The sequence below is a fragment of the Acidovorax sp. GW460-11-11-14-LB4 genome, assembly GCF_059423685.1.
Map to the genome: position 1 here is coordinate 1 of NZ_JBWKYJ010000080.1, position 20,945 is coordinate 20,945.

General features: G+C 68.4%; 20 protein-coding genes. 11 read left to right on the forward strand and 9 right to left on the reverse strand.

Annotated elements, in window-relative coordinates; genetic code table 11:
* Window positions 1–911, reverse strand: a 911-nt coding sequence (locus AC07X4_RS20870) for a LysR family transcriptional regulator (protein WP_494741170.1), incomplete at its 3' end; no start/stop codon positions are given.
* A gap of 97 nt (window positions 912–1,008) precedes the next feature.
* Here AC07X4_RS20870 and AC07X4_RS20875 point away from each other — a divergent pair.
* Window positions 1,009–2,244 (forward strand): MFS transporter, encoded by a 1,236-nt coding sequence (locus AC07X4_RS20875; protein ID WP_494741171.1) that lies wholly within the window; start codon window positions 1,009–1,011, stop codon window positions 2,242–2,244.
* A 147-nt stretch (window positions 2,245–2,391) separates the two neighbouring features.
* Here the strand turns inward: AC07X4_RS20875 and AC07X4_RS20880 are convergent, their stop codons facing one another.
* Window positions 2,392–2,988: a putative pterin-binding protein gene (locus AC07X4_RS20880; RefSeq protein WP_056067822.1), complete on the reverse strand. Its 597-nt coding sequence runs from the start codon at window positions 2,986–2,988 to the stop codon at window positions 2,392–2,394.
* Between the two features lie 118 nt (window positions 2,989–3,106).
* Window positions 3,107–4,132, reverse strand: coding sequence for an ABC transporter substrate-binding protein (locus AC07X4_RS20885; protein WP_494741172.1), 1,026 nt, complete (start codon window positions 4,130–4,132; stop codon window positions 3,107–3,109).
* Window positions 4,133–4,366: 234 nt separating this feature from the next.
* Between AC07X4_RS20885 and AC07X4_RS20890 the strand changes: the two genes are divergently transcribed.
* The 7 genes from AC07X4_RS20890 to AC07X4_RS20920 all read left to right on the forward strand — a co-directional run bounded on the left by AC07X4_RS20890 (window position 4,367) and on the right by AC07X4_RS20920 (window position 11,757).
* Window positions 4,367–5,185 (forward strand): class II aldolase/adducin family protein, encoded by an 819-nt coding sequence (locus tag AC07X4_RS20890; protein WP_494741173.1) that lies wholly within the window; start codon window positions 4,367–4,369, stop codon window positions 5,183–5,185.
* Window positions 5,182–6,330 (forward strand): acyl-CoA dehydrogenase family protein, encoded by a 1,149-nt coding sequence (locus AC07X4_RS20895; protein WP_494741174.1) that lies wholly within the window; start codon window positions 5,182–5,184, stop codon window positions 6,328–6,330. The genes AC07X4_RS20890 and AC07X4_RS20895 overlap by 4 nt, the downstream gene beginning before the upstream one ends.
* A gap of 21 nt (window positions 6,331–6,351) precedes the next feature.
* On the forward strand, window positions 6,352–7,344 hold the full coding sequence (locus AC07X4_RS20900) for an NAD(P)-dependent oxidoreductase (protein ID WP_494741175.1): 993 nt from the start codon (window positions 6,352–6,354) through the stop codon (window positions 7,342–7,344).
* Window positions 7,345–7,489: 145 nt separating this feature from the next.
* Entirely contained in the window at window positions 7,490–8,449 is a 960-nt protein-coding gene (locus tag AC07X4_RS20905; protein WP_099730029.1) for an ABC transporter substrate-binding protein, read from the forward strand.
* 216 nt (window positions 8,450–8,665) lie between these two features.
* Window positions 8,666–9,874 carry an MFS transporter gene (locus AC07X4_RS20910; RefSeq protein WP_225581158.1) on the forward strand — a complete coding sequence of 403 codons (1,209 nt, stop codon included), beginning with the start codon at window positions 8,666–8,668 and terminating at the stop codon, window positions 9,872–9,874.
* A 155-nt stretch (window positions 9,875–10,029) separates the two neighbouring features.
* Window positions 10,030–11,076 (forward strand): methionine ABC transporter ATP-binding protein, encoded by a 1,047-nt coding sequence (locus AC07X4_RS20915; protein WP_056744393.1) that lies wholly within the window; start codon window positions 10,030–10,032, stop codon window positions 11,074–11,076.
* A 15-nt stretch (window positions 11,077–11,091) separates the two neighbouring features.
* The gene (locus AC07X4_RS20920) at window positions 11,092–11,757 is read left to right on the forward strand and encodes a methionine ABC transporter permease (RefSeq protein ID WP_494741176.1); all 666 of its coding nucleotides are present in this window, start codon (window positions 11,092–11,094) and stop codon (window positions 11,755–11,757) included.
* Between the two features lie 158 nt (window positions 11,758–11,915).
* On the opposite strand, the gene AC07X4_RS20925 is transcribed toward AC07X4_RS20920, so the two are convergent.
* The 4 genes from AC07X4_RS20925 to AC07X4_RS20940 all read right to left on the reverse strand — a co-directional run bounded on the left by AC07X4_RS20925 (window position 11,916) and on the right by AC07X4_RS20940 (window position 16,295).
* Complete coding sequence (locus AC07X4_RS20925) at window positions 11,916–12,695, reverse strand: GNAT family N-acetyltransferase (RefSeq protein ID WP_494741177.1); 780 nt, start codon at window positions 12,693–12,695, stop codon at window positions 11,916–11,918.
* A gap of 73 nt (window positions 12,696–12,768) precedes the next feature.
* Window positions 12,769–13,803 carry a Bug family tripartite tricarboxylate transporter substrate binding protein gene (locus AC07X4_RS20930; RefSeq protein ID WP_494741178.1) on the reverse strand — a complete coding sequence of 345 codons (1,035 nt, stop codon included), beginning with the start codon at window positions 13,801–13,803 and terminating at the stop codon, window positions 12,769–12,771.
* Between the two features lie 64 nt (window positions 13,804–13,867).
* The gene (locus AC07X4_RS20935; RefSeq protein WP_494741179.1) at window positions 13,868–15,172 is read right to left on the reverse strand and encodes a glycerate kinase type-2 family protein; all 1,305 of its coding nucleotides are present in this window, start codon (window positions 15,170–15,172) and stop codon (window positions 13,868–13,870) included.
* A 34-nt stretch (window positions 15,173–15,206) separates the two neighbouring features.
* The gene (locus tag AC07X4_RS20940) at window positions 15,207–16,295 is read right to left on the reverse strand and encodes a tartrate dehydrogenase (protein ID WP_494741180.1); all 1,089 of its coding nucleotides are present in this window, start codon (window positions 16,293–16,295) and stop codon (window positions 15,207–15,209) included.
* A gap of 168 nt (window positions 16,296–16,463) precedes the next feature.
* On the opposite strand from AC07X4_RS20940, the gene AC07X4_RS20945 reads away from it, so the two are divergent.
* Together AC07X4_RS20945 and AC07X4_RS20950 are read left to right on the forward strand one after the other, a co-directional pair.
* A complete protein-coding gene (locus AC07X4_RS20945; RefSeq protein ID WP_440597616.1) occupies window positions 16,464–17,438 on the forward strand; it encodes a LysR family transcriptional regulator in 975 nt (324 codons plus the stop codon).
* Window positions 17,439–17,554: 116 nt separating this feature from the next.
* Window positions 17,555–18,142 carry an Lcl C-terminal domain-containing protein gene (locus AC07X4_RS20950; protein WP_121944071.1) on the forward strand — a complete coding sequence of 196 codons (588 nt, stop codon included), beginning with the start codon at window positions 17,555–17,557 and terminating at the stop codon, window positions 18,140–18,142.
* A 55-nt stretch (window positions 18,143–18,197) separates the two neighbouring features.
* On the opposite strand, the gene AC07X4_RS20955 is transcribed toward AC07X4_RS20950, so the two are convergent.
* Entirely contained in the window at window positions 18,198–18,599 is a 402-nt protein-coding gene (locus tag AC07X4_RS20955; RefSeq protein WP_056067597.1) for a carboxymuconolactone decarboxylase family protein, read from the reverse strand.
* Window positions 18,526–19,179, reverse strand: a complete 654-nt coding sequence (locus AC07X4_RS20960; RefSeq protein ID WP_494741181.1) for a MerR family transcriptional regulator — start codon at window positions 19,177–19,179, stop codon at window positions 18,526–18,528. Before AC07X4_RS20960 ends, AC07X4_RS20955 begins: the two co-directional genes overlap by 74 nt.
* Before the next feature lie 386 nt (window positions 19,180–19,565).
* Between AC07X4_RS20960 and AC07X4_RS20965 the strand changes: the two genes are divergently transcribed.
* The gene (locus tag AC07X4_RS20965) at window positions 19,566–20,705 is read left to right on the forward strand and encodes a zinc-binding dehydrogenase (protein ID WP_436075316.1); all 1,140 of its coding nucleotides are present in this window, start codon (window positions 19,566–19,568) and stop codon (window positions 20,703–20,705) included.
* Window positions 20,706–20,945: the final 240 nt, after the last annotated feature.

Sequence of the window (20,945 nt, forward strand, 5' to 3'; positions counted from 1 at the left end):
ATCGCCCCCCGCATCGCCTCCAAAAACAACCGTAGCCTTGCCGGATAAAACCGCGCATACGGGTACACCAAATACACCGGCAGGGGCGCCGCGTGCCAGGTGGGCACCAGGTGCAGCAGCTTCCCTTGCCGCACATCGTTGTCCACGATCCATGCCGATGAAATGCACGCCCCCAGCCCGGCCAGGGCGGCACTGCGCAGGGCGTACAGGCTGTCGGTGGCCAGGCGGGGTGTGATGCCAAACGTGTGGGCCTCGCCGCCGGGCTCTTGGGTCAGCGTGACCTCGCGGCGGTAGAAGGTGCTCAGGGCCAGCCAGGGCAGGGGCTGCAGGTCTTGCGCATGCTGGGGCGTGGGGCGCCCGGCCATCAGGGCGGGGGCAGCCAGCACGATGCGGGGTACCTCGGCCAGGCGCACCGCGACCACGCTGGGGTCGTCCACCGCGCCGACCTGGATGGCGCAGTCGATGCCTTCGGCGATGAAGTTGGGGCGGCGGTCGTGCAGCATCCATTCCACGTCCACCTCGGGGTAGCGGCGCAGGTAGGCCATCAGCGGGGCGATGAACTGGTCTTGCCCAAAGGCGTGGGGCGCCAGCACGCGCAGGGTGCCGCGCGGGGTGTCTGCCGTGCCGCGCAGGTCGTCCTCCATGGCGCGCCAGTCTTCCAGCAGGGCCTTGGCGTGGGCAAAGCAGCGGTCGCCGTCTTCGGTGAGCTTCATCACATGGGTGGAGCGCTGCAGCAGCTTGACGCCCAGGCTGCGCTCCAGTGCCTGCAGGCGGCGGCTCACGGTGGGCTGGCTGGTGCCCAGTTGCTGGGCGGCGGCAGACAGGCTGCCGGCCTCGACGATGCGGACAAAGGTCTGCATCAGCTCGATGCGGTCGGCGCCGGGTTGCAAGGCTGGCAGGGTGTTGGTCATACGCCAAGCGTATAACGAATCTGCAATTCAGCCTACTACCCAGCGCGGCGGCGGGCTAGAACAATCGCACCATTCCTTTTTAACCGATGGTGTTGTGATGTCTTCCATTCAAAACGTGCATGCAAGTGGCGCAGCGGGGCTTGCCCCGGTGGCGCCGCCTGCGGAGGGGGCGGTGAGTGCGCCGCTCTTATTGCTGCTGGCGACGACGGCGGGGCTGAGCGTGGCCTCGCTGTACTACAGCCAGCCCATGCTGGGCGTGCTGGGGCCCGACATGCAGGCCGACAGCCGCGTGGTGGGGCTGGTGCCCACGCTCACGCAGCTGGGGTATGCGCTGGGCATCTTGCTGCTGGCGCCGCTGGGCGACCGGTTTGACCGGCGCCGCATCATCGTCATCAAGTCCATCGCGCTGATGCTGGCGCTGCTGCTGAGTGGCTTGGCGCCCGGCATGGGCGCGCTGCTGGCGGCCAGCCTGGCCGTGGGCCTGGCGGCCACGGTGGCGCAGGACGTGGTGCCCGCCGCCGCCACGCTGGCCCCGGCTGCGCAGCGCGGGCGCATGGTGGGCACGGTGATGACGGGGCTGCTGCTGGGCATTTTGCTGTCGCGCGTGGTCAGCGGCTTTGTGGCGCAGCAGTGGGGCTGGCGCACGGTGTACGTGGCGGCGGCGGTGGCCATTGCGCTGCTGACGGTGGCCGTGTGGCGTGGGTTGCCGCGCTTTGCGCCCACCACGCAGCTGGGCTATGGCGCGCTGATCGGGTCGATGGTGGCGCTGTGGCGCCAGCACGCAGCGCTGCGCCGTGCGGCCTGGGCGCAGGGGCTGTTGGCGGTGGGCTTCAGCGCGTTCTGGTCCACGCTGGCGGTGATGCTGCACAGCCAGTTCAACTTGGGCACGGCGGCGGCAGGTGCGTTTGGCCTGGCCGGGGCTGCAGGTGCACTGGCTGCCCCACTGGCCGGGCGCCTGGCCGACAAGCGCGGGCCCGAGGTGGTGACACGCTACGGCGCCGGGCTGGCCGCCGTGTCGTTTGCGGTGATGGCGCTGGCGCCACTGCTGCCTTCGCAGGCCCAGCTGGGCTTGATTGTGGTCAGTGCCATCGGCTTTGACTTTGGCGTGCAGGCCACGCTGGTGGCGCACCAGACCATCGTGTACGGCATCGACCCTGCGGCGCGCAGCCGGCTCAATGCGCTGCTGTTCACCGGCATGTTCATCGGCATGTCGGCCGGGGCTGCGCTGGGCAGCCTGGCGCTGGCGCAGTGGGGCTGGCTGGGGGTGGTGGGCTTGGCCACCGTGGGGTCGCTGGCGGCGCTGGCGGTGCGCATGGGGCGCCGCCGGGGCTGATTTGGGGTGAAATAGGGCTGTAGCGCTAGTGGATCATGCGCTGGCAGCTATCAAAAAAAGAGCGACCCTGGGGTCGCTCTTTTTGTTGGGTGCGGGGTTGAGGTGCTTTGCTATGCACCGGCCCGTCGGCGGTGGGCCTGCGCTGGCTCAGGCCTTTTTCACCTCAATGTGGTACAGCCCCCAGGGGCACAGGCCAAAGCGCTCCTTCACGGGCTTGTCCTTGAAGGCGGGCAGCACGTCCGCGTCGTACACGGCCCACTGCGGGCCCAGGCCGCCCAGGGCCATGGGTTGGCCGTCGATGTGGGTGGCGACGATCATGCGGTAGGCCTGGGCGTCGGCCATGCTGATGTTGACGTTGTAGCCGTCCACCGCGCGCAGGCCCAGTTGCACGGGGCTGCCAGCAGCCACACCGGCGGCGGCCAGCACGGTGGTGAGCAGGGGGCCCTTGAGCGTGTGGGGCTTGCTGTCGTATTCCAGCGTGGGCTTGATGGTGACGGCGGGCATGCGCGCCAGGGCGGCGGCGTCCAGTGCAAAGGCCTTGTCAAACTGGATGCCGTGTTTGCCCATCATCTGGTCGATGGTGGTGTCCAGTGCGCCGCGGTTGGACTGGGTGATGGCGCCGCTGATGGTGAGCAGCGTGGGGCCGCTGGGGGCCTTGGCCGGCGTTGCGGCGTGGCTGCTGCCTGTGGCGGTCCACAGGCCTGCCAGGCCCATGCCGGCGGCGACGAAGTTGCGCTTGTTCATGCTCATGGGAGGGTGCTCCTTGATGGAAATCAGGGGCGCATGGTAAGCGCAAGCGGTGCTCCCCGCCACGCAAAAAGTGGCACGGGGTGTGGCTCGGCGGCGGGGGGTGTTGTGCGTGTCAGGCCGCCTTGTCGATCGCGAAGGGGCGCAACACGTTTTTGAAGCTGCGGTCCCACAGGGGCGCCACTTGCGCGGGGCCGTCCAGCACGCCCAGTTGCAAAAAGGTGTCGACCACCGCCTGGTGGCCTTGCACCACAGCGTCGTCCACGGGGCGCAGGTCGTAGTCGGTGCTGCGGCTGTTCCACAGCTCGATCAGGTCGCCCACGGGCACGCGGGTTTCGGCTGACTGGGCCCGGGCGTAGTCCAGGTAGTTGCCGTTGGCCCACTGGTAGGCGCGGCGCAGGCGCAGCAGGTAGTCGCTGATGGCGGCGTGGCGCGCTGGGTCGTCCACCGCGCGCGGGTTGGCATAGATGGGAAAGTTGCCCGACAGGTAGCCCACACCGGTCTTGATCACGCGGGCGCCGTAGCGCAGCCGCGCCAGCTGGCCGTTGTAGCCGTAGATGGCCCAGGCATCAAGGTCGCCCCGGTCAAAGGCCGAGAGCCCATCGGCCGGGGTGAGGTTGATGGCCGTGATGTCGGCAAACGACAAGCCCGCTTCGGCCAGCTGCTTGCTCAGGTAGTAGTGCGAGGTGGTGGCGCGCACATAGCCCACGCGTTTGCCTTTCAGGTCGGCAATGCGCTGGATGGGGGCATCCTTGCGGGCCAGGGTGACCTGGTTGTTCAGGTCTTCGCGCACCACGGCAATGAAGCGCACCTGCGCCTTTTGCCGGGCGGCAAACAGGGCAGGGATCTCGCTGCCCGAGCCCAGGTCCAGCGCGTCGCCGTTCAGGGCCTCGATGTGCAGCACGCCGTTGTTCAGCTCGCGCCATTCGATGCGGTAGGGCGTGTTGCCCTGGCCCGATGCGGCGATCAGCGCGCGCCACAGGCCTTTGTAGGTGCCAATGCGCAGGGTGACCTTGGACAGGTCGGGCGCGCCGGGCGATGCCGCCAGTGCGGGCACACCCGCTGTGGCCGCCCATGCGGCGGCGCCCAGGCCGGTTTGGAGGAGATGGCGGCGGTTCAGTGAAGAAGGGGTATGGGGCATGGCAGGCTGGTGTGTGGATCGGTGTGTCAAGCCACAAGGTTCCAACAAGCCCGGCGGCAGCGCAAAGACCATTGCGTAGCATCGATATGCGGCAAACGCAGCACCCACCGTGGTGCATGCGAAAACCGCATGTGGTCACGCGGATTTCTTCGTTGGCGCGGGGCGGGGGCGCTCCTATGGTGGGCGGGTTCGTTTCTCTTTCGTCCACCTCACCGATCTGGAAAGCCGCCGCCCATGTCTGCCGTCCTCAAGCCCCTGCCCGCCACCGACCTCGCCCGCAACCCCGCGCCGCAGCGCAAGGACTGGTTTGATGCGCCCAGCCCGCGCCCCACGGTGCAGGCCGAGCGCCGCTACCGGCAGGAGAACCTGGCCGTGGCCTTTCGGCTGTTTGCACAGCAGGGGTTTGACTACGGGCTGGCAGGCCACATCACTGCGCGCGACCCGGAGTGGACGGACCACTTCTGGGTGAACCCGCTGGGCGTGCATTTTTCGCAGATCAAGGTGTCCGACCTGCTGCTGGTGAACGCGGCAGGCGAGATCGTCATCGGCCAGGGCCCGCTGAACCGCGCGGCGTTTGCCATCCACGCGGCGTTGCACGAGACGCGGCCCGACATCATTGCTGCGGCCCACACCCATTCCACATACGGCAAGGCGTGGTCTGCGCTGGGCCGCAAGCTCGACCCGCTGACGCAGGACTCGTGCATCTTCTATGAAGACCACGCGCTGTTCGACGACTTCACGGGGGTGGTGCTGGAGACGGACGAGGGCTTTCGCATTGGCAAGGCGCTGGGGGCGCAGAAGGCGGTGATCCTGCAGAACCACGGCATCCTGACGGCGGGCCCGTCGGTGGAGGCGGCGGCGTGGTGGTACATCGCGCTGGAGAACGCCTGCCAGGCCCAGCTGCTGGCCGAGGCGGCGGGCACGCCCCAACCCATTCGCCACGAGATCGCGCAGCACACGCATGCACAGATCGGCGGGCCCGGCGGCGCGCAGTTTGCCTTCAGGAACCTGTTCGACATCCTTGTGCGGCAGCAGCCCGAGGTGCTGCAATGAACGCGCCGCTGACCTGGGGGCAGGTGGCGCGCACGCTGGCGGTGGAGTTTGCCGAGCGCGCCGTGGCGCATGACCGGGACGGGAGTTTTCCGCACCAGAACTTTGCCGACCTGCAGCAGGCCGGCCTGCTGGCGCTGGCCGCGCCGCGCACGCTGGGCGGGCAGGGCGCGTCGGCCGCGCAACTGGGCGAGGTGATTGGCGCAGTGGGCCAGGGCTGCCCGGCCACCGCGCTGGTGCTGACCATGCAGTACATCCAGCAGCGCGGCATGGGGCGGCCCGGCTCGCCCTGGCCGCAGGCGCTGGCCCGGCAGCTGGTGCACGAGTCGCACAACGAGGTGTCGCTCATCAACGCGCTGCGCGTGGAGCCCGAGCTGGGCTCGCCCGCACGCGGCGGCCTGCCTGCCACAGTGGCACGGCACACATCCGAGGGCTGGCGCATCAGCGGGCACAAGGTGTATTCGACCGGCGCGCCCATCCTGCGCTGGTATGTGGTGTGGGCCCGCACCGATGAAGAGGTGCCGCGCGTGGGCTCGTTCCTGGTGCGGGCCGGTTCGCCCGGCATCCGCATCGACGCCACCTGGGACCACCTGGGCCTGCGCGCCAGTGGCAGCCACGATGTGATCCTGCAGGACGTGCTGACTCCCCACGACCACGCGCTGGATGTGCGCCTGCCGCAGGACTGGGCCCGTGGCGAGCCCGCCATGCTGGCCGAGATGACGGTGATGCTGGGCGCGCTGTACACGGGCGTGGCCCGCGCGGCGCGCGACTGGGTGGCGCGCTTTCTGCGCGAGCGCACGCCCGCCAACCTGGGTGCACCCCTGTCCAGCCTGCCGCGCGCCCAGGAGGCCGTGGGCCGCATCGAGGCCCTGCTGCTCACCAATGACCGGCTGATCGCCAGCGTGGCGCATGACCTGGACACCGGCACCCTGGTGCCTGCGGTGGACAGCGGCCTGGTGAAAACCGTGGCCACGCAGAACGCCATCGACGTGGTGCAGGCGGCGCTGCAGCTGTCCAGCAACCACGGCCTGGCACGCAAAAACCCGCTGGAGCGTCACCTGCGCGATGTGTTGTGTGGCCGTGTGCACACCCCGCAGGAGGACAGCGCCCACATTGCCGCAGGCCGCCGCGCACTGGGCCTGGGCTGAGACGATGAGAACGGTTACGCCATGAATGCCGTGCTGGCCCCACGCCCCCTGGTGGTGTTGAACCAGACCGGTGCCGAGGCCGATGCCCTGGTGGCCGCTGCGGGCTTGCCCGTGGCCCTGGCCGACGATGCCGCTGTGCCTGCCTGGGAGCGCGCCGCTGATGCGGATGTGCTGTTCACCGGCCCGCGCAATGGATGGCGCAATGCGCCCGCGCAGCCTCCGGCGGGCTGGCCGGGGCGCCTGCAGTGGGTGCATGTGGCGTCGGCGGGCATCGACTTCTTTCCGCCGTGGTTGCTGCAGGTGCCGCTGGTGACATGTTCACGCGGTGTGGCGGCTGTGCCCATTGCCGAATATGTGATCACGGCGCTGCTGGCACACCAGCGCGACTGGGACACACTGCGCGTGCAAGGGGCCGACCCATGGCGTGAGACCTTTGCGCGGGTGGACCAGCACCTGCCCGGCACCCTGCAGGGCCGCACCCTGGGCATTGCGGGCTATGGCGCCATTGGCCGCGCGGTGGCCGTGCGTGCACAGGCGCTGGGCATGCAGGTGGTGGCGCTGCGGCGTGGGGGGGCGCCGGTGGGTGAAGGGGGTGAAGGCGTGCAGGCGGTGGGCTCCATCGAGCAGCTGCTGGCGGCGTCTGACCACCTGGTGCTGGCCCTGCCCATCACCGCCCAGACCTACCACCTCATCAACGCGGCCACGCTGGCCCATGCGCGGCCGGGGCTGCACCTGGTGAACATTGCGCGCGGCGCCCTGGTGGACCAGCAGGCATTGCTGCATGCGCTGGATGCGGGCCGCCTGTCGGGCGCCACGCTGGATGTGACCGACCCCGAGCCTTTGCCCGACGGCCACCCTCTGTACCACCACCCGCGTGTGCGCATCACGCCACACGTGTCGTGGGCCGCACAAGGGGCTGCGGAGGTGACGGCGCGCAAGTTTGTGGACAACCTGCAGCGCTTTGTGGCCGGGCTGACGCTGCACGACGTGGTGGACAGGGAGCGTGGCTACTGAGCGCCGCAGGCCAGCGGGCCACCCCACCCACACCCTGCGCGTGCATGCGAAAACCGCATATGGATGCTTGCAAGCCTTCGTTGGCGCCGCGTGGGGTGGGTGATGCAATGAATGCCGAATCAACCTTGCCTTCATTGACCACACCATGCTGCGCCGCCAATTCCATCATCTGCTGACCGCCTCGGTCGCTGCCAGTTCATTCCTGTCGCCCGTCCTCACCCATGCCCAAACCTCGTCGCGCGTGCTGCTGCGTGCGGGCGACCAGAAGGGTGGGCTGCAGGCGCTGCTGGACGCAGCGGGCGAGCTCAAGAACCTGCCCTACGACATCAAGTGGAGCGAGTTCCCGGCGGCTGCGCCACTGGCCGAGGCGCTCAACGCCAACGCGGTGGACTTTGGCCCCATTGGCGATGCGCCGCTGCTGTTCACGCTGGCGGCGGGCAGCCGGGTCAAGGCGTTTGCGGCCAGCCGCTCAGATGCCTACGGCACGGCCGTGCTGGTGGCGCCCCACTCGCCGCTCAAGACGGCGGCCGACCTCAAGGGCAAGAGCATTGCCACCAACCGGGGCTCCATCGGCCATCTGGTCACCCTCAAGGCGCTGGAGTCGGCAGGCATCAAGGCCGACGATGTGCAGCTGCGCTTCATCCCGCCGCCAGACGCCAAGCTGGCGCTGACGCAGGGCTCGGTCGATGCCTGGGCCACCTGGGAGCCCTACACCGCGCTGGCCGAGACCAGCGGCCATGCGCGCGTGCTGGTCAGCGGCCGGGGCCTGTGGTCGGGCCTGAGCTTTCTGGCGGCCACCGATGCGGCCCTGGCAGAAAAGCGTGCTGCGCTGGCGGACTTCAAGGAGCGCGTGGCGCGTGCGCAGGTGTGGTCGTACCAGAACGCCAAGCCGTTTGGCCAGTCGCTGGCGCGCATCGTGGGCATTCCGGCCGATGCGGCGCAGCTGCAGTTTGAGCGCCGCGCCACCCGCTGGCAGGACATCGACGCCCAGGTGCTGGCCGACCAGCAGAAGACGGCCGACTTTTATCTGGCGGCAGGCCTCATCAAGCAGCGGCTGGATGTGCGGGGCACGTTCGACACCAGTTTCAATGTGGGCAAGGGCTGAGGACGGCTGCTCCCGACCTTTCGCCGTTCGGCATTCACCGTTTGCAGCTCGTCCGTCCCGGTGGGCGTTGGGTGGGTTGAAGCGCTGGATGTGGTTCTGCAAGCTTCAACGGAACACGCTGGTGTGTCCAACGCGCCCCTCCCTGACCTTGAGCCACCGGGGTGCATGCCGCCCCGCGCCAGCAACCTTGCGCTGGCCGCACCACAATCGGGTCATATGACCTCTTCTTCGACGATGCTGCGGGTGATCAGCCTGGCAGCCTTTTGCAGCATGGCTTCCATGCGTGTCTGCGACCCGATGCTGGTGTCCCTGGCACGCGAGTTTTCTGTCACCACGGGCGATGCGTCGGCTGTCATCGCGGCGTTTGCCGTGTCATATGGCGTGCTGCAGTTGTTTTATGGCCCCCTGGGCGACCGGCTGGGCAAGGTGCGGGTGGTGATTGGCGCCACCTTTGCCTGTGCGCTCTTCAGCGGCGTGACGGCGCTGGCGCCCACGCTGCCGGTGCTGGTGGCGGCGCGGGCTGCCATGGGCGCGTCGGCGGCAGGCATCATCCCGCTGTCGATGGCCTGGATTGGCGACAACGTGCCGTACGAGCAGCGGCAGGAGACCCTGGCGCAGCTGATGGTGGCCACGGTGTCGGGGATGATGGCCGGGCAGTGGTTTGGCGGCTTTGCGGTCGAGGCGCTGGGCTGGCGGGCTGCGTTTGTGGTGCTGTCGCTGCTGTTTTTGACCGCCGCGAGCCTGCTGTGGCGGCAAGCCCGCGCCATGGCGGCCAGCACCCCGGCACCTGCGGCTGGCGGTGCGGTGCCGCCCGCTTTTTCGCTGTCGGCTTACCTGGCCAACACGGCCGCGTTGCTGCGCATGCCCCGGGTGCGCTGGGTGCTGACCGTGGTGGCGGTGGAGGGCGCCCTGGCCTTTGGCACGCTGGCTTTTGTGCCCGCACGCATGGTGGACGGGTTTGGGCTGTCGGCCTCAGCGGCCGGCGGGGTGATGGTGCTGTATGGCGTGGGCGGGCTCATCTACAGCCTGCTGGCGCGCCGTTGGCTGGCGCTGCTGGGTGAGCGGGGCCTGGCGCTGATGGGCGCCTCGCTGATTGCTGCCGGGCTGTTGCTGCTGGCCTGGGGGCCGGTGGCGGCCTGGGGGGTGCTGGGCTGCTTCTTTGCCGGGGTGGGGTTTTACATGCTGCACAACACGCTGCAGGTGCAGGCCACGCAGATGGCGCCCGAGGCCCGGGGCACGGCGGTCACGCTGTTTGCGTGCCTGCTGTTCCTGGGGCAATCGCTGGGTGTGCTGCTGGTGGCGGCCAGTGTGGACCGGGGCTGGATCGCGCCCGTGTTCTCGGTGGCGGCACTGGGGGTGCTGGTGCTGGGCGCGCTGGTGTCGCGCAAGGTGAATGGCCGGGTGGCGGTGCCCGCGGGAGCGTAGTCTGGAGTCGGCCGCACCGTGCAAATAACTTTGATGTCTTATTACTTTATTTTTTGATAGTTTGATTCTTTATGGCGCAATAGTACATTCCCTGATCTTTGTGTCTTTTGGGGCCGAACCCGCGCCGCCCGGCGTGTGGCGGCCCTTTGTGTTTCATGATCGAACTACGGGGTATCACCCAAACCTACCAGGGCTCACAAGGCCCGGTCGAGGCGCTCAAGGGCATCGACCTCACCATCCAGCCGGGCGAAGTGTTCGGCATCATCGGCAAGAGCGGCGCGGGCAAAAGCTCGCTGGTGCGGGTGATCAACCTGCTCAACCGGCCCACCACGGGCCAGGTCATCGTGGGTGGGCAGGACCTGACCCAGCTGAACGACGCGCAGCTGCGCGAGGCGCGCCGCGAGATCGGCATGGTGTTCCAGCACTTCAACCTCCTGTCGTCACGCACCGTGTTTGACAACGCCGCGCTGCCGCTGGAGCTGGCGGGCATGGACAAGGCCGCCATCCGCGAGCGTGTGAACCCGCTGCTGGAGCTGGTGGGCCTGTCGGCCCTGGCCGACCGCTATCCGGCGCAGATTAGTGGCGGGCAAAAGCAGCGTGTGGGCATTGCGCGTGCGCTGGCCAGCCGCCCCAAGGTGCTGCTGAGCGACGAAGCCACCTCGGCGCTGGACCCGGAAACCACGCGCTCCATCCTCGACCTGCTGCGCCAGGTCAACCGCGAGCTGGGCCTGACGGTGGTGCTGATCACCCACCAGATGCAGGTCATCAAGCAGGTGGCCGACCGCGTGGCCGTGATCGAGGCCGGCCGCATCGTGGAGCAGGGCCGGGTGCTGGACGTGTTCACCCGCCCGCAGCAGGCCATCACCAAGAGCCTGATCGACGAGATCCTGCCGCAAGAGCTGCCCGCCAGCGTGCTGGACCATGTGCGCAAGCTGGCAGGCCAGCTGAGCGCAGGACGAACCGGCCAGCTGCTGCGCCTGTCGTACGCCGGGGACAGCGCCTACCAGCCCATCCTGTCGCAGCTGATCCGCCAGTTTGGCGTGGACATGAGCATCCTGCACGGGCAAGTGGACGAGATCCAGGACGAAACCTTTGGCTCGCTGGCCGTGTACGCCAGTGGCGAGGCCGAGAGCGTGCGGGGCGCCGTGGCGCACCTGCGCGCGGGCGGGGTCGAGGTGGAAGAAGTGGCCGTGGCCGGTTAAGAGGGAGCACACATCATGTTCAACAACTTCACGCCAGCCATGCTGGATCTGTTTGCTTCGTCGCTGTGGGAGACGCTCATCATGGTCGGCATCTCCGGCCTGGTGGGCGGCTTGCTGGGGGTGCCGCTGGGCGTGTTCCTGCGCCTGACCGATGACGGCGGGGTGCTGGAGAACGGCCCCGTCAACAAGCTGGTGGGCTGGCTGGTCAACGCCGTGCGGTCCACGCCCTTCATCATCCTGCTGGTTGCCATCATCCCGTTCACGCGGCTCATCACCGGCTCGTCCATCGGCACGGCCGCCGCCGTGGTGCCGCTGACCATTGCCGCTGCCCCGTTTGTGGCCCGCCTGGTCGAGGCCGCGCTGCGCGAGGTGGACCACGGCCTGGTCGAAGCCGCGCAGGCCATGGGCGCCACCACCAGCCAGATCGTGTGGAAGGTGCTGCTGCCCGAGGCGCTGCCCGGCATCGTGGCGGGCCTGACCATCACGTTCGTGAGCCTGACCGGCTACTCGGCCATGGCCGGTGCCATTGGCGGCGGCGGCCTGGGCGACCTGGGCATCCGCTACGGCTACCAGCGCTTTCTGCCCGAGATCATGCTGGCCGTGGTGCTGGTGCTGATCTTCTTTGTGCAGGCCGTGCAAAGCCTGGGCGACTGGGCAGTGCGCAGGCTGAGCCACCGTTGAGCGGTGAATGGTTTGCTATTGAATCAATAGCTGCTGGCGCATGATTTACTAGCGCTTGTGGCCTGTTTGGCTTCAAACCCACGCGTGGAGGCACCGCGTGGGCCTCTGCGCTGGTCCTGGCTCTCTCGCATCCTGTGGGAGAGGTGCAGAAGCCAATCTCAGCCCGGCACCCGGTAGTGGTAGCCGTAGGCCGTCTTGAAGCCCATCGATTCATACAGCCGCAGCGCAGGCGTGTTCTGCGCCCGCACCTGCAGGTAGGCGCTGGTTGCACCGGCCTCCATGCCCCAGTGCAGCAGCGCCTGCACCAGCGCGCGCCCGCGTCCGCCGCCCCGGTGTTCGGGCGCCACGGCCAGGTCGTACAGGCCCACGGCGCCGCGCTCCAGCACCGCCAGGCCAAAGCCCACGGCATGGCCTTGGGCGTCGTGTTGCAGCGCATAGCCCACCGGGTGGGCGATGGCGTCGAGGATGCTGCGGTGCAGGTTGCGGTGGTGCGGCGCCACGCCGTTGGCCGCCGCAAAACCTTCCAGCCACGAGGGCGATGGCGAGGCGCTGACCACGGTGCTGCCGTCGGGCCGGGGCACCGAGCCCGGCGCCAGCGGCCGTTGCAGGACCAGCGAGGGGTCGAAGTGCTGGTAGCCCGCGTCCGCCAGCTCCTGGTCGGCCTCGGCCGGGGCCAGGGGGGAGATGCGGAACACAGCGGGCAAGCCATGCCGCGCATACAGCGCCGCCGCCGCCTCGCGCACGCCGTCAAACGGTGCGCCGGGCACCAGCGCGTTGACCGAGTTGGCGCGCTTGGTGTAGCCGCCCGACAGCCGGAACACCCAGCCCCGGTGAAACACCGTCTGGTGCGCAGGCCAGGCGTTGAAGGCGCGCTCTTCCAGTGCGCGGACGAGGGCTGCGGGGGCGGTGTTGGCGATGGAGGCTGCGGTGTCGGTCATCACAGGTTTATACCAACCCACCTTGACCATTCACCGCGCCAGCCACCCTGTGCGACCCCTCTTGCCCCCTCGGTCAGTCGGTGGTGATCTTGTTATCGGCCACCAGCTTGGCAAAACGTGCGGTGTCGGCCGCAATCTGCTCGGCCATCTGCGCCGGGGTGTTGCCGATGGGTTCGGCGCCAATGTCCTGCATGCGCTTTTGAAAGTCCGGCGACTGGATGACCTTGACCATTTCGGTGTTCAGCCGCGTCACCACATCGGCGGGCGTGCGGGCGGGGGCCAGCACACCAAACCAGGTGCCGATGTCAAAGCCCGCAAAGCCGCTTTCTTGCAGCGTGGGCACATCGGGCAGGGTGGACGAGCGCTTGGCCGTGGTCACCGCCAGGGCGCGCAGCTTGCCTGCCTTGATGTGCGGCAGCACGGGGGTGACGGTGTCGAACGACATCGACACCTGCCCGCCCAGCAGGTCGGTGGTGAGCGGGCCGCTGCCTTTGTAGGGCACATGCAGCAGGGGCTGGCCGATGGACGTGGCGAACTGCGTGCCGATCAGGTGCTGCGCCGTGCCCGCGCCGTTGGAGCCGTAGGAGAACTTGTTGGGCGTGGCCTTGATCAGCGCCACCAGTTCCTTCACGTCCTTGGCGGGCGTGGCCGCACTCACAGCCAGCACGTTGGGCACCAGCGCCACGGTGGTGATGGGTGCAAAACTCTTTTGAAAGTCGTAGTTGAGCTTTTTGTACACGCTCGTTGCAATGGTGTGGTGCACCGCGCCCATCAGCAGCGTGTAGCCGTCGGCAGGGGCCTTGGCTACGTAGTCGGCCCCGATGGTGGCGCCCGCGCCGCCCCGGTTTTCCACGATAACGGGCTGGCCCAGGGCTGTGCCCAGTTTTTCGCCCAGCGCACGGGCCAGCACATCGGTAGTGCCGCCGGCCGCAAAGGGCACAACGATGGTGACGGGCTTGGCCGGCCAGGCCTGCGCGTGCGCCGGTGCGCTGGGCAGGGCATAGGCAGCGCCAGCCAGGGCGGCCAGCGCCAGCAGGTGGTGCCGGCGTGTGGAGGGCGTTGTGGGCGGCGTTGATGGTGGGTGGTGCGGGGTTGCAATGCGTGTCATGGTTGTCTCCGTTGGGTTGTGGTTCTTGTGGGGGCAGGGCCGGTGGGGACGCGGGTGCATGGCGTCAGCCCGTGGCTGCGATCAGGATCGCGCGGAAGTCGTTGACGTTGGTGCCCGTGGGCCCGGTGACCACGGCGTCGCCCAGCGCGCCAAAAAAGGAGTGGGCGTCGTGTGCGTCCAGCGCGGCGGTGGCGTGTTGGCCCAGCGCGGCGGCGCGCTCCAGCGTGTCGGGCGTGGCGATGGCGCCTGCCACGGGCTCCAGGCCATCGATTCCATCGGTGTCTCCGGCCAATGCGTACACGCCGGGCAAGCCCTTGAGCGACAGGGCCAGGGACAGCAGGCATTCCACATTGCGCCCGCCGCGCCCCGGGGTTGGCATGGCTTGCCCAGGGGCCGGTGGGCGCAGGGTGACAGTGCTCTCGCCGCCACTCAGCAGCACGCGGTGCCGTGGTGACGGGGCCTTGGCGGCGTAGCGGGCGACACCGGCCAGCACGGTGCCCATGTCGCGGGCTTCGCCCTCCAGTGCGTCGCCGAGCAGCGTGGGCTCGATGCCCGCCTGGCGCGCCACCTGGGCGGCTGCCTGCAGGGCCAGGTCGGGTGTAGCAATGACGTGGGTGGTGATGGGCCCCAGCCGGGTGTCGCCGGGCTTGATGCTTTCGCTGGCGGCAGTGTCCAGTGCGGCCAGCACGGCGGGCGGCAGAGCAATGCGGTAGCGCTGCAAGATGGCTAGCGCCTGTGCACGGGTGGTCGGGTCGGCCACGGTGGGGCCCGAGGCCACGTCCAGCGGGTCGTCGCCCGGCACATCGGACATCACCAGGTTGACCACGCGGGCGGGTCTGCAGGCCAGGGTCAGCCGCCCGCCCTTGATGGCCGAGAGGTGGCGCCGCACACAGTTCATCTCGCCGATGCTGGCGCCGCTGCGCAGCAGGGACTGGTTGAGCGCCTGCTTGTCGGTCAGCGTGATGCCCGGCAGCGGCAAGGGCAGCAGCGCCGAGCCGCCGCCCGACCACAGGCCAATCACCAGGTCTTCTGCTGTGAGGCCCGCCACTGCGGCCAGCATCTGCTGCGCAGCAGCCAGGCCCGCCGCATCGGGCACGGGGTGGGCAGCCTCCAGCACGCGGATGTGCTGGCAGGCAGCGGCATGCCCATACCGCGTGACCACCACGCCCGATAGCGGCGTGGGCCAGTGGGCCTCCAGCACCTGCGCCATCTGCGCTGATGCCTTGCCCGCACCGATCACCACCGTGCGGCCCCGGGGCGGGGCAGGCAGGTGCGGCGGCAGGCATACGGCGGGCTGGGCCGATGCGATGGCGGCATCGAACATGCTGCGCAGCCAGTGGCGGGCCTGGGTGTCGATGTGCGTGCTCATCGGGTCGTGGGGCAGTGCGTTGGAGCCACGCAGCTCAGGCGGCCTTTTGCAACGGCGTGCGGCCGATCAGCGCGCACACGGCGTCGGTCACCTGCGCCGTGGTGGCCGTGCCGCCCAGGTCGCGGGTGTGCAGGGCGGGGTTGGCGGTGACCTGTTCGATGGCCTGCATCACGGCGCGCGCGGCGTCGGCCTCGCCCAGGTGCTCCAGCAGCATCACCACCGACCAGAAGGTGCCGATGGGGTTGGCCAGGCCCTTGCCCATGATGTCGAACGCCGAGCCGTGGATGGGCTCGAACATGCTGGGGTAGCGGCGCTCGGGGTCAATGTTGCCGGTGGGCGCAATGCCCAGGCTGCCCGCCAGCGCGGCGGCCAGGTCCGAGAGGATGTCGGCGTGCAGGTTGGTGGCCACGATGGTGTCCAGCGTGGCGGGGCGGTTGACCATGCGGGCCGTGGCAGCGTCCACCAGCTCCTTGTCCCACTTCACGTCGGGGAACTCGGTGGCCACCTGCGCGGCAATCTCGTCCCACATCACCATGGCATGGCGCTGGGCGTTGCTCTTGGTGATGACGGTGAGCAGCTTGCGGGGGCGGGATTGGGCCAGGCGGAAGGCGTAGCGCAGGATGCGTTCCACCCCCACGCGGGTCATGATGGACACATCGGTCGCCGCCTCGATGGGATGGCCCTGGTGCACGCGGCCGCCCACGCCCGAGTATTCGCCCTCGGAGTTTTCGCGCACGATGACCCAGTCCAGGTCCTTGGGCGTGCAGCGTTTCAGGGGCGCATCAATGCCCGGCAGGATGCGCGTGGGCCGCACGTTGGCGTACTGGTCAAAGCCCTGGCAGATCTTCAGGCGCAGGCCCCACAACGTGATGTGGTCGGGGATGTCCGGGTCGCCCGCCGAGCCGAACAGGATGGCATCCTTGCCGCGCAGCGCATCAAGCCCGTCGGCCGGCATCATCACGCCGTGGGCGCGGTACCAGTCGCCGCCCCAGCCGAAGTTTTCGAACTGGAACTGCAGGCCCGTGTGGCGGGCGGCCAGGGCTTCGAGCACGCGCTGGCCGGCGGGAATCACTTCCTTGCCGATGCCGTCTCCGGGGATGGTGGCGATTTGGTAGGTTTTCATGAAGGTCTTTGGTCTTGGTGTGTGAAAGCGTCGGGAAAGGCCTGTGGGGATGTCGTGCCGCGAAAAAGCGGGTGGAACAAAAACAGTGAGAGCGACTGTAGGCATCCGCTCGTTGTAAAAACGGCGCTCAAGTGAATCCATCGTTAACCTGCAGTTGATAATGCGGCGATGAGCTCTACCATCCAGCCCGCAGAACTGGGCTTCTTCTCGGCACTGGCGGCCAGCCCCAGCCTGAGCGCCGCCGGGCGCGAAATGGGTGTCTCCACCGCCGCCGTGAGCAAACACCTGGCGCAGATGGAAAAGCGCCTGGGTGTGGTGCTCATCAACCGCACCACCCGGCGCATGAGCCTTACGCCCGAGGGCGAACTGCTGCTGGAGCACGCGCGCCGCATCCTGCGCGAGATCGACGCGCTGGACGAACTCATCGTGCAGTCCAAGGCCAGCCCCAAGGGCCTGCTGCGCGTGAATGCCACGCTGGGCTTTGGCCGCATGCACATTGCCCCCGTGATCTCGGACTTTGTGCGCCAGTACCCCGAGGTGGATGTGCAATTGCAGTTGTCGGTGCACCCGCCACCGATCACCGACGATGCCTACGATGTGTGCGTGCGTTTTGGCGAGCCACCTGACGGCCGCGTGATTGCCCGCCGCATGGCGCCCAACCGGCGCGTGCTGTGCGCCGCACCCGCCTACCTGGAGCAGCATGGCAGGCCCCGCGTGCCGCGCGACCTGATGGAGCACCAGTGCATCGGTATCCGCCAGGGCGACGAGGCCTATGGCCTGTGGCGCCTGACCACCGGGCGTGGCAGCAAGGCGCACACCGAGTCGATCAAGATCACCGGCAACCTCACCACCAACGACGGCGAGATCGCTGTACTGTGGGCGCTGCAAGGCCACGGCATCGTGATGCGCGCCGAGTGGGACGTGAACCGTCATCTGGCCCAGGGCCTGCTGGAGCCCGTGCTGCCGCAGTACCACACGCCTGCGGCCGACATCTACGCGGTGTACCCGCAGCGGCACCAGTTCTCCACGCGGGTGCAGGCGTTTGTGGGGTTCCTGGCCGAGGCATTGGCCGCGTCAGGCACGCTGGCAGGAGTGGGCGTGGGTGGCCGCATGGACAAGCGGCGGGCCGTGCGGGTTTCTTGACCTGGTGGGTGGCGCGCGGGCCGCTGCCGGGTTAGGGTGTCGCCAAGGCATTCTGTGATGCCTCTCTGCCCCCGGATCTGTACCTGTACCTGGCTTTCATTGCCCCTGCTTTGCCCATGAAAACGTTGTTGCCGCTCATCCCCCCGCTATTGGTTGCCCTGTTGGCCGGGCCTGCGCAGGCCGCCGATTCGCAGGTGGCCGCCGATTGGTCCCTGTCCGCCGATGGCGCTTATGTGTTGGACCAGCGTGCCGGTCTGGCCTGGCCACGCTGTGTGGAGGGCATGCAATGGACCGGCAAAACCTGCACGGGCCAGCCCCTGCTGCTGGACCGTGCCGAGGCCACGGCCCTGGCCTCTGACCGCTGGAAGGCCGAGGGTGTGGGTTGGCGCCTGCCCCGTGCGACAGAGCTGCAGCGGCTGGTGGACAAGGCGCTGTCGCCCCCGGGCCTCAACCCCCTTCTGTTCCCGGCGGCGCCGGGCCAGTGGCACTGGACGTCCACCGCCAACGTGAGCGCGCCCAGCGTCAACCAGTACACCTACGGCAACATCGCCCAGAGCCGGGCGGGTGATGGCGCGCGGCAGGCGGCCATGATCAACGGCTGGGCGGTGAACCTGTCCACGGGCGAGGCGCGCGGCGATGCCGCGCGGGCCAGCAAGCTGCCGGTGCGGCTGGTGCGGCCGATGCCGGTGGGGGCCGCCAAATAGGCGGTCGCCCCGCTGCAGTCGCATCCGGCAGGACAGGGCGGGGCGGCAGGGCGCTTCAAGCGGCCTGTGGTTGTGCGTCGGCCGCTGCAAACACCTCGCGTGCCGCGGCCAGTCCGTTGAGCGCGGCCGGAAAGCCTGCGTACACCGCCATTTGCATCAGCACCTCCACGACCTCTTCGCGGGTGACGCCCACATTCAGCGCCGCCTGCAAATGCACCTTGAGCTGTGGCGTGGCGTTGCCCAGCGCGGTCAGTGCGGCGATGACTGCAATCTCGCGGCTGCGCAGATCGAGTCCGGGGCGCGAATAGATGTCGCCAAACGGAAACTCGATCAGGTAGCGCGCAAAGTCGGGGGCGATGTCGGCCAGGCTGGCGACGACACGCTCACCCGCGTGGCCGTCGATTTCGCGCAGCTTGGCGAGGCCCTGGAGATAGCGGGGTTGGGTTTCGGGGGACATGGGAGCTTCCTTGGTGGGTGGACGACGGTGTGGACCGAAGGGAAGCTTCCAGGCCCTGGTAGTGCGCGATCTTGGCTTGCAGCGCCTGTGCGGCTTGCTGCATCGTGGTGATCGTTGCTAGCACCTGCGCCAGGTGCTGTTCCAGCAAATGGCGCCGCTCGGGGGCGGTGGCGTTCCCTTCGCTGCGCAGCCGCGCAAAGGCCTGCATCTGCCCGATGGGCATCTGGGTCTCGCGCAGGCGCAGCAGGAATCCGATCCACTCCATGTCCGACGCCGCATAGCGGCGCTGGCCACCGGGTGCACGGGCTACCGGCGCAATCAACCCGGCGCGCTCGTAGTAGCGCAGGGTGTGTGCCAAGAGCCTGTTTACGATCTCGCAGGGGATCGCGTTGGAGCTCAATCGGGATGAGTGGATGCTTCGGATGCGCCGCATGGGCTCATGCCCATGCAAGCAGCCGGGGCGTCCAATCACCCGATTTCGCTCCAACCCTTCGGGCAGTGGTCTTTGCGGGCGGTCTGCGGCGTTGCGGCGCTTGTGGATAGCGGGGCTATCCACTGCGCACCGCGCCTTGCATCCCATCCCGCAAAGACCGCTGCGCGACCCCTGCGAGATCGTAAACAGGCTCTACGGCCGGTGCGTTTGGCGACTTCGGCAATGGTGAGGAGGGATGCCATGGGAACGATTCTGAAAGTTGGAGTGCACTCTAAGTCAAGCGCCGCGTGCATGACTGGGGACTGGGCGTGTGAGAGCATGCGGTAGCCCCGTGACTGGAGCCTCTTTTTGGCATCGTTCTTCCCGGTGCATGGTGGCCTGCCGCCGTGAACCGAGGGGACAGCGTGGTGGCGCAGCTTGGTCAAGAATGCGGGTTGGTGGTGCTGCGGCGCCGTGGAGTGCAGCACCGTTTCACCACACTGCGCAGTCCAGCGCATAGGCCCTTTGTCCCATCTTTTACCTGTGAGTCCTCCATGAACCCCTCCATCCCTACCACCGCGCTGCAGTTGCGCTCGCTTGTGCAAGCCGATGGCACCTTGCAGATCAGCCTGGAGCCGACCCCCGTGCCCACACCAGGGCCCGACGAAGTGCTGATCCAGGTGCAGGCCACGCCCATCAACCCGTCGGACATCGGCCTGCTGCTGGGCCCCGCCGACTTGTCCACCGTGCAGGTCACCGGCACGGCCGAGCGGCCGGTGGCCACGGCCCGCATCCCTGAGCGCGCCATGCCGGGCATGGCGGCACGTCTGGGCCAGAGCATGCCGGTGGGCAACGAGGGTGCGGGCCTGGTGGTGGCCGCAGGCAACTCGCCAGCAGCGCAGGCGCTGCTGGGCCGCACGGTGGCGGTGATTGGCGGCGCCATGTATTCGCAATACCGCGCCATGCCTGCGTCGCAGTGCCTGCCGCTGCCGCCCGGGACCACGGCGGCTGAAGGCGCATCGTGCTTCGTCAACCCGCTGACGGCGCTGAGCATGGTGGAGACCATGAAGCGCGAGGGCCACACTGCGCTGGTGCACACCGCGGCAGCCAGCAACCTGGGCCAGATGCTGCTCAAGATTTGCCAGAAAGACGGTGTCGGCCTGGTCAACATCGTGCGCAAGCCCGAGCAGGCGGCGCTACTGCGCGAGCTGGGCGCCCAGTATGTGTGCGACAGCAGCGCGCCCACCTTCATGGCTGAACTGACCGATGCGCTGGCCGCCACGGGCGCCACCATTGCGTTTGATGCCACGGGCGGCGGCACCCTGGCCGGGCAGATCCTGCAGTGCATGGAGGCCGCCATCAACCGCAAGGCCAAGGAATACAGCCGTTACGGCTCGGCCGTGCACAAGCAGGTGTACCTGTACGGCCACCTGGACACGCGCCCGACCGAAGTGCACCGCACCTTTGGCATGGCCTGGGGTATGGGTGGATGGCTGCTGTTTCCGTTTCTGCAGAAGATTGGCGAAGAGGCCACCCAGGCGTTGCGCCAGCGCGTGGCGGCCGAGCTGAAGACCACGTTTGCCAGCCACTACGCGCGCACCGTGTCGCTGGCGGGGGCGCTGAGCGCCGAGTCCATCGCGTTCTACGGCCCGCGCAACACCGGCGCCAAGGTGTTGATCGACCCGTCGCTGTAAGCGACGTTGCAGGGGCGCCCCTGGCGCCCTTGGGGGTGCGGCTACACGGCAGGCACCAACAAAAAGGGCTCCCTTTGGGAGCCCTTTTTGCCTGCCCGCCCCTGCGGTTCAGTTAACACTCCCCATGGCAACAGCACCCGCACCGCGCGAAGTGCCACCCCCATGGGAAGTCCCGCAACTGCTTCAATCCAACCCAAGCAGTTGGTCTGCCAAATTACATGGCGCTGAATTCGCCCGAAG

What these genes read in the sequence shown, in the direction of transcription:
- AC07X4_RS20875 (WP_494741171.1), top strand. Translation starts at nt 1,009, where the DNA reads ATGTCTTCCATTCAAAACGTGCATGCAAGTGGCGCAGCGGGGCTTGCC.
- AC07X4_RS20880 (WP_056067822.1), bottom strand. Translation starts at nt 2,988, where the DNA reads ATGAACAAGCGCAACTTCGTCGCCGCCGGCATGGGCCTGGCAGGCCTG.
- AC07X4_RS20885 (WP_494741172.1), bottom strand. Translation starts at nt 4,132, where the DNA reads ATGCCCCATACCCCTTCTTCACTGAACCGCCGCCATCTCCTCCAAACC.
- AC07X4_RS20890 (WP_494741173.1), top strand. Translation starts at nt 4,367, where the DNA reads ATGTCTGCCGTCCTCAAGCCCCTGCCCGCCACCGACCTCGCCCGCAAC.
- AC07X4_RS20895 (WP_494741174.1), top strand. Translation starts at nt 5,182, where the DNA reads ATGAACGCGCCGCTGACCTGGGGGCAGGTGGCGCGCACGCTGGCGGTG.
- AC07X4_RS20900 (WP_494741175.1), top strand. Translation starts at nt 6,352, where the DNA reads ATGAATGCCGTGCTGGCCCCACGCCCCCTGGTGGTGTTGAACCAGACC.
- AC07X4_RS20905 (WP_099730029.1), top strand. Translation starts at nt 7,490, where the DNA reads ATGCTGCGCCGCCAATTCCATCATCTGCTGACCGCCTCGGTCGCTGCC.
- AC07X4_RS20910 (WP_225581158.1), top strand. Translation starts at nt 8,666, where the DNA reads ATGACCTCTTCTTCGACGATGCTGCGGGTGATCAGCCTGGCAGCCTTT.
- AC07X4_RS20915 (WP_056744393.1), top strand. Translation starts at nt 10,030, where the DNA reads ATGATCGAACTACGGGGTATCACCCAAACCTACCAGGGCTCACAAGGC.
- AC07X4_RS20920 (WP_494741176.1), top strand. Translation starts at nt 11,092, where the DNA reads ATGTTCAACAACTTCACGCCAGCCATGCTGGATCTGTTTGCTTCGTCG.
- AC07X4_RS20925 (WP_494741177.1), bottom strand. Translation starts at nt 12,695, where the DNA reads ATGACCGACACCGCAGCCTCCATCGCCAACACCGCCCCCGCAGCCCTC.
- AC07X4_RS20930 (WP_494741178.1), bottom strand. Translation starts at nt 13,803, where the DNA reads ATGACACGCATTGCAACCCCGCACCACCCACCATCAACGCCGCCCACA.
- AC07X4_RS20935 (WP_494741179.1), bottom strand. Translation starts at nt 15,172, where the DNA reads ATGAGCACGCACATCGACACCCAGGCCCGCCACTGGCTGCGCAGCATG.
- AC07X4_RS20940 (WP_494741180.1), bottom strand. Translation starts at nt 16,295, where the DNA reads ATGAAAACCTACCAAATCGCCACCATCCCCGGAGACGGCATCGGCAAG.
- AC07X4_RS20945 (WP_440597616.1), top strand. Translation starts at nt 16,464, where the DNA reads ATGAGCTCTACCATCCAGCCCGCAGAACTGGGCTTCTTCTCGGCACTG.
- AC07X4_RS20950 (WP_121944071.1), top strand. Translation starts at nt 17,555, where the DNA reads ATGAAAACGTTGTTGCCGCTCATCCCCCCGCTATTGGTTGCCCTGTTG.
- AC07X4_RS20955 (WP_056067597.1), bottom strand. Translation starts at nt 18,599, where the DNA reads ATGTCCCCCGAAACCCAACCCCGCTATCTCCAGGGCCTCGCCAAGCTG.
- AC07X4_RS20960 (WP_494741181.1), bottom strand. Translation starts at nt 19,179, where the DNA reads ATGGGATGCAAGGCGCGGTGCGCAGTGGATAGCCCCGCTATCCACAAG.
- AC07X4_RS20965 (WP_436075316.1), top strand. Translation starts at nt 19,566, where the DNA reads ATGAACCCCTCCATCCCTACCACCGCGCTGCAGTTGCGCTCGCTTGTG.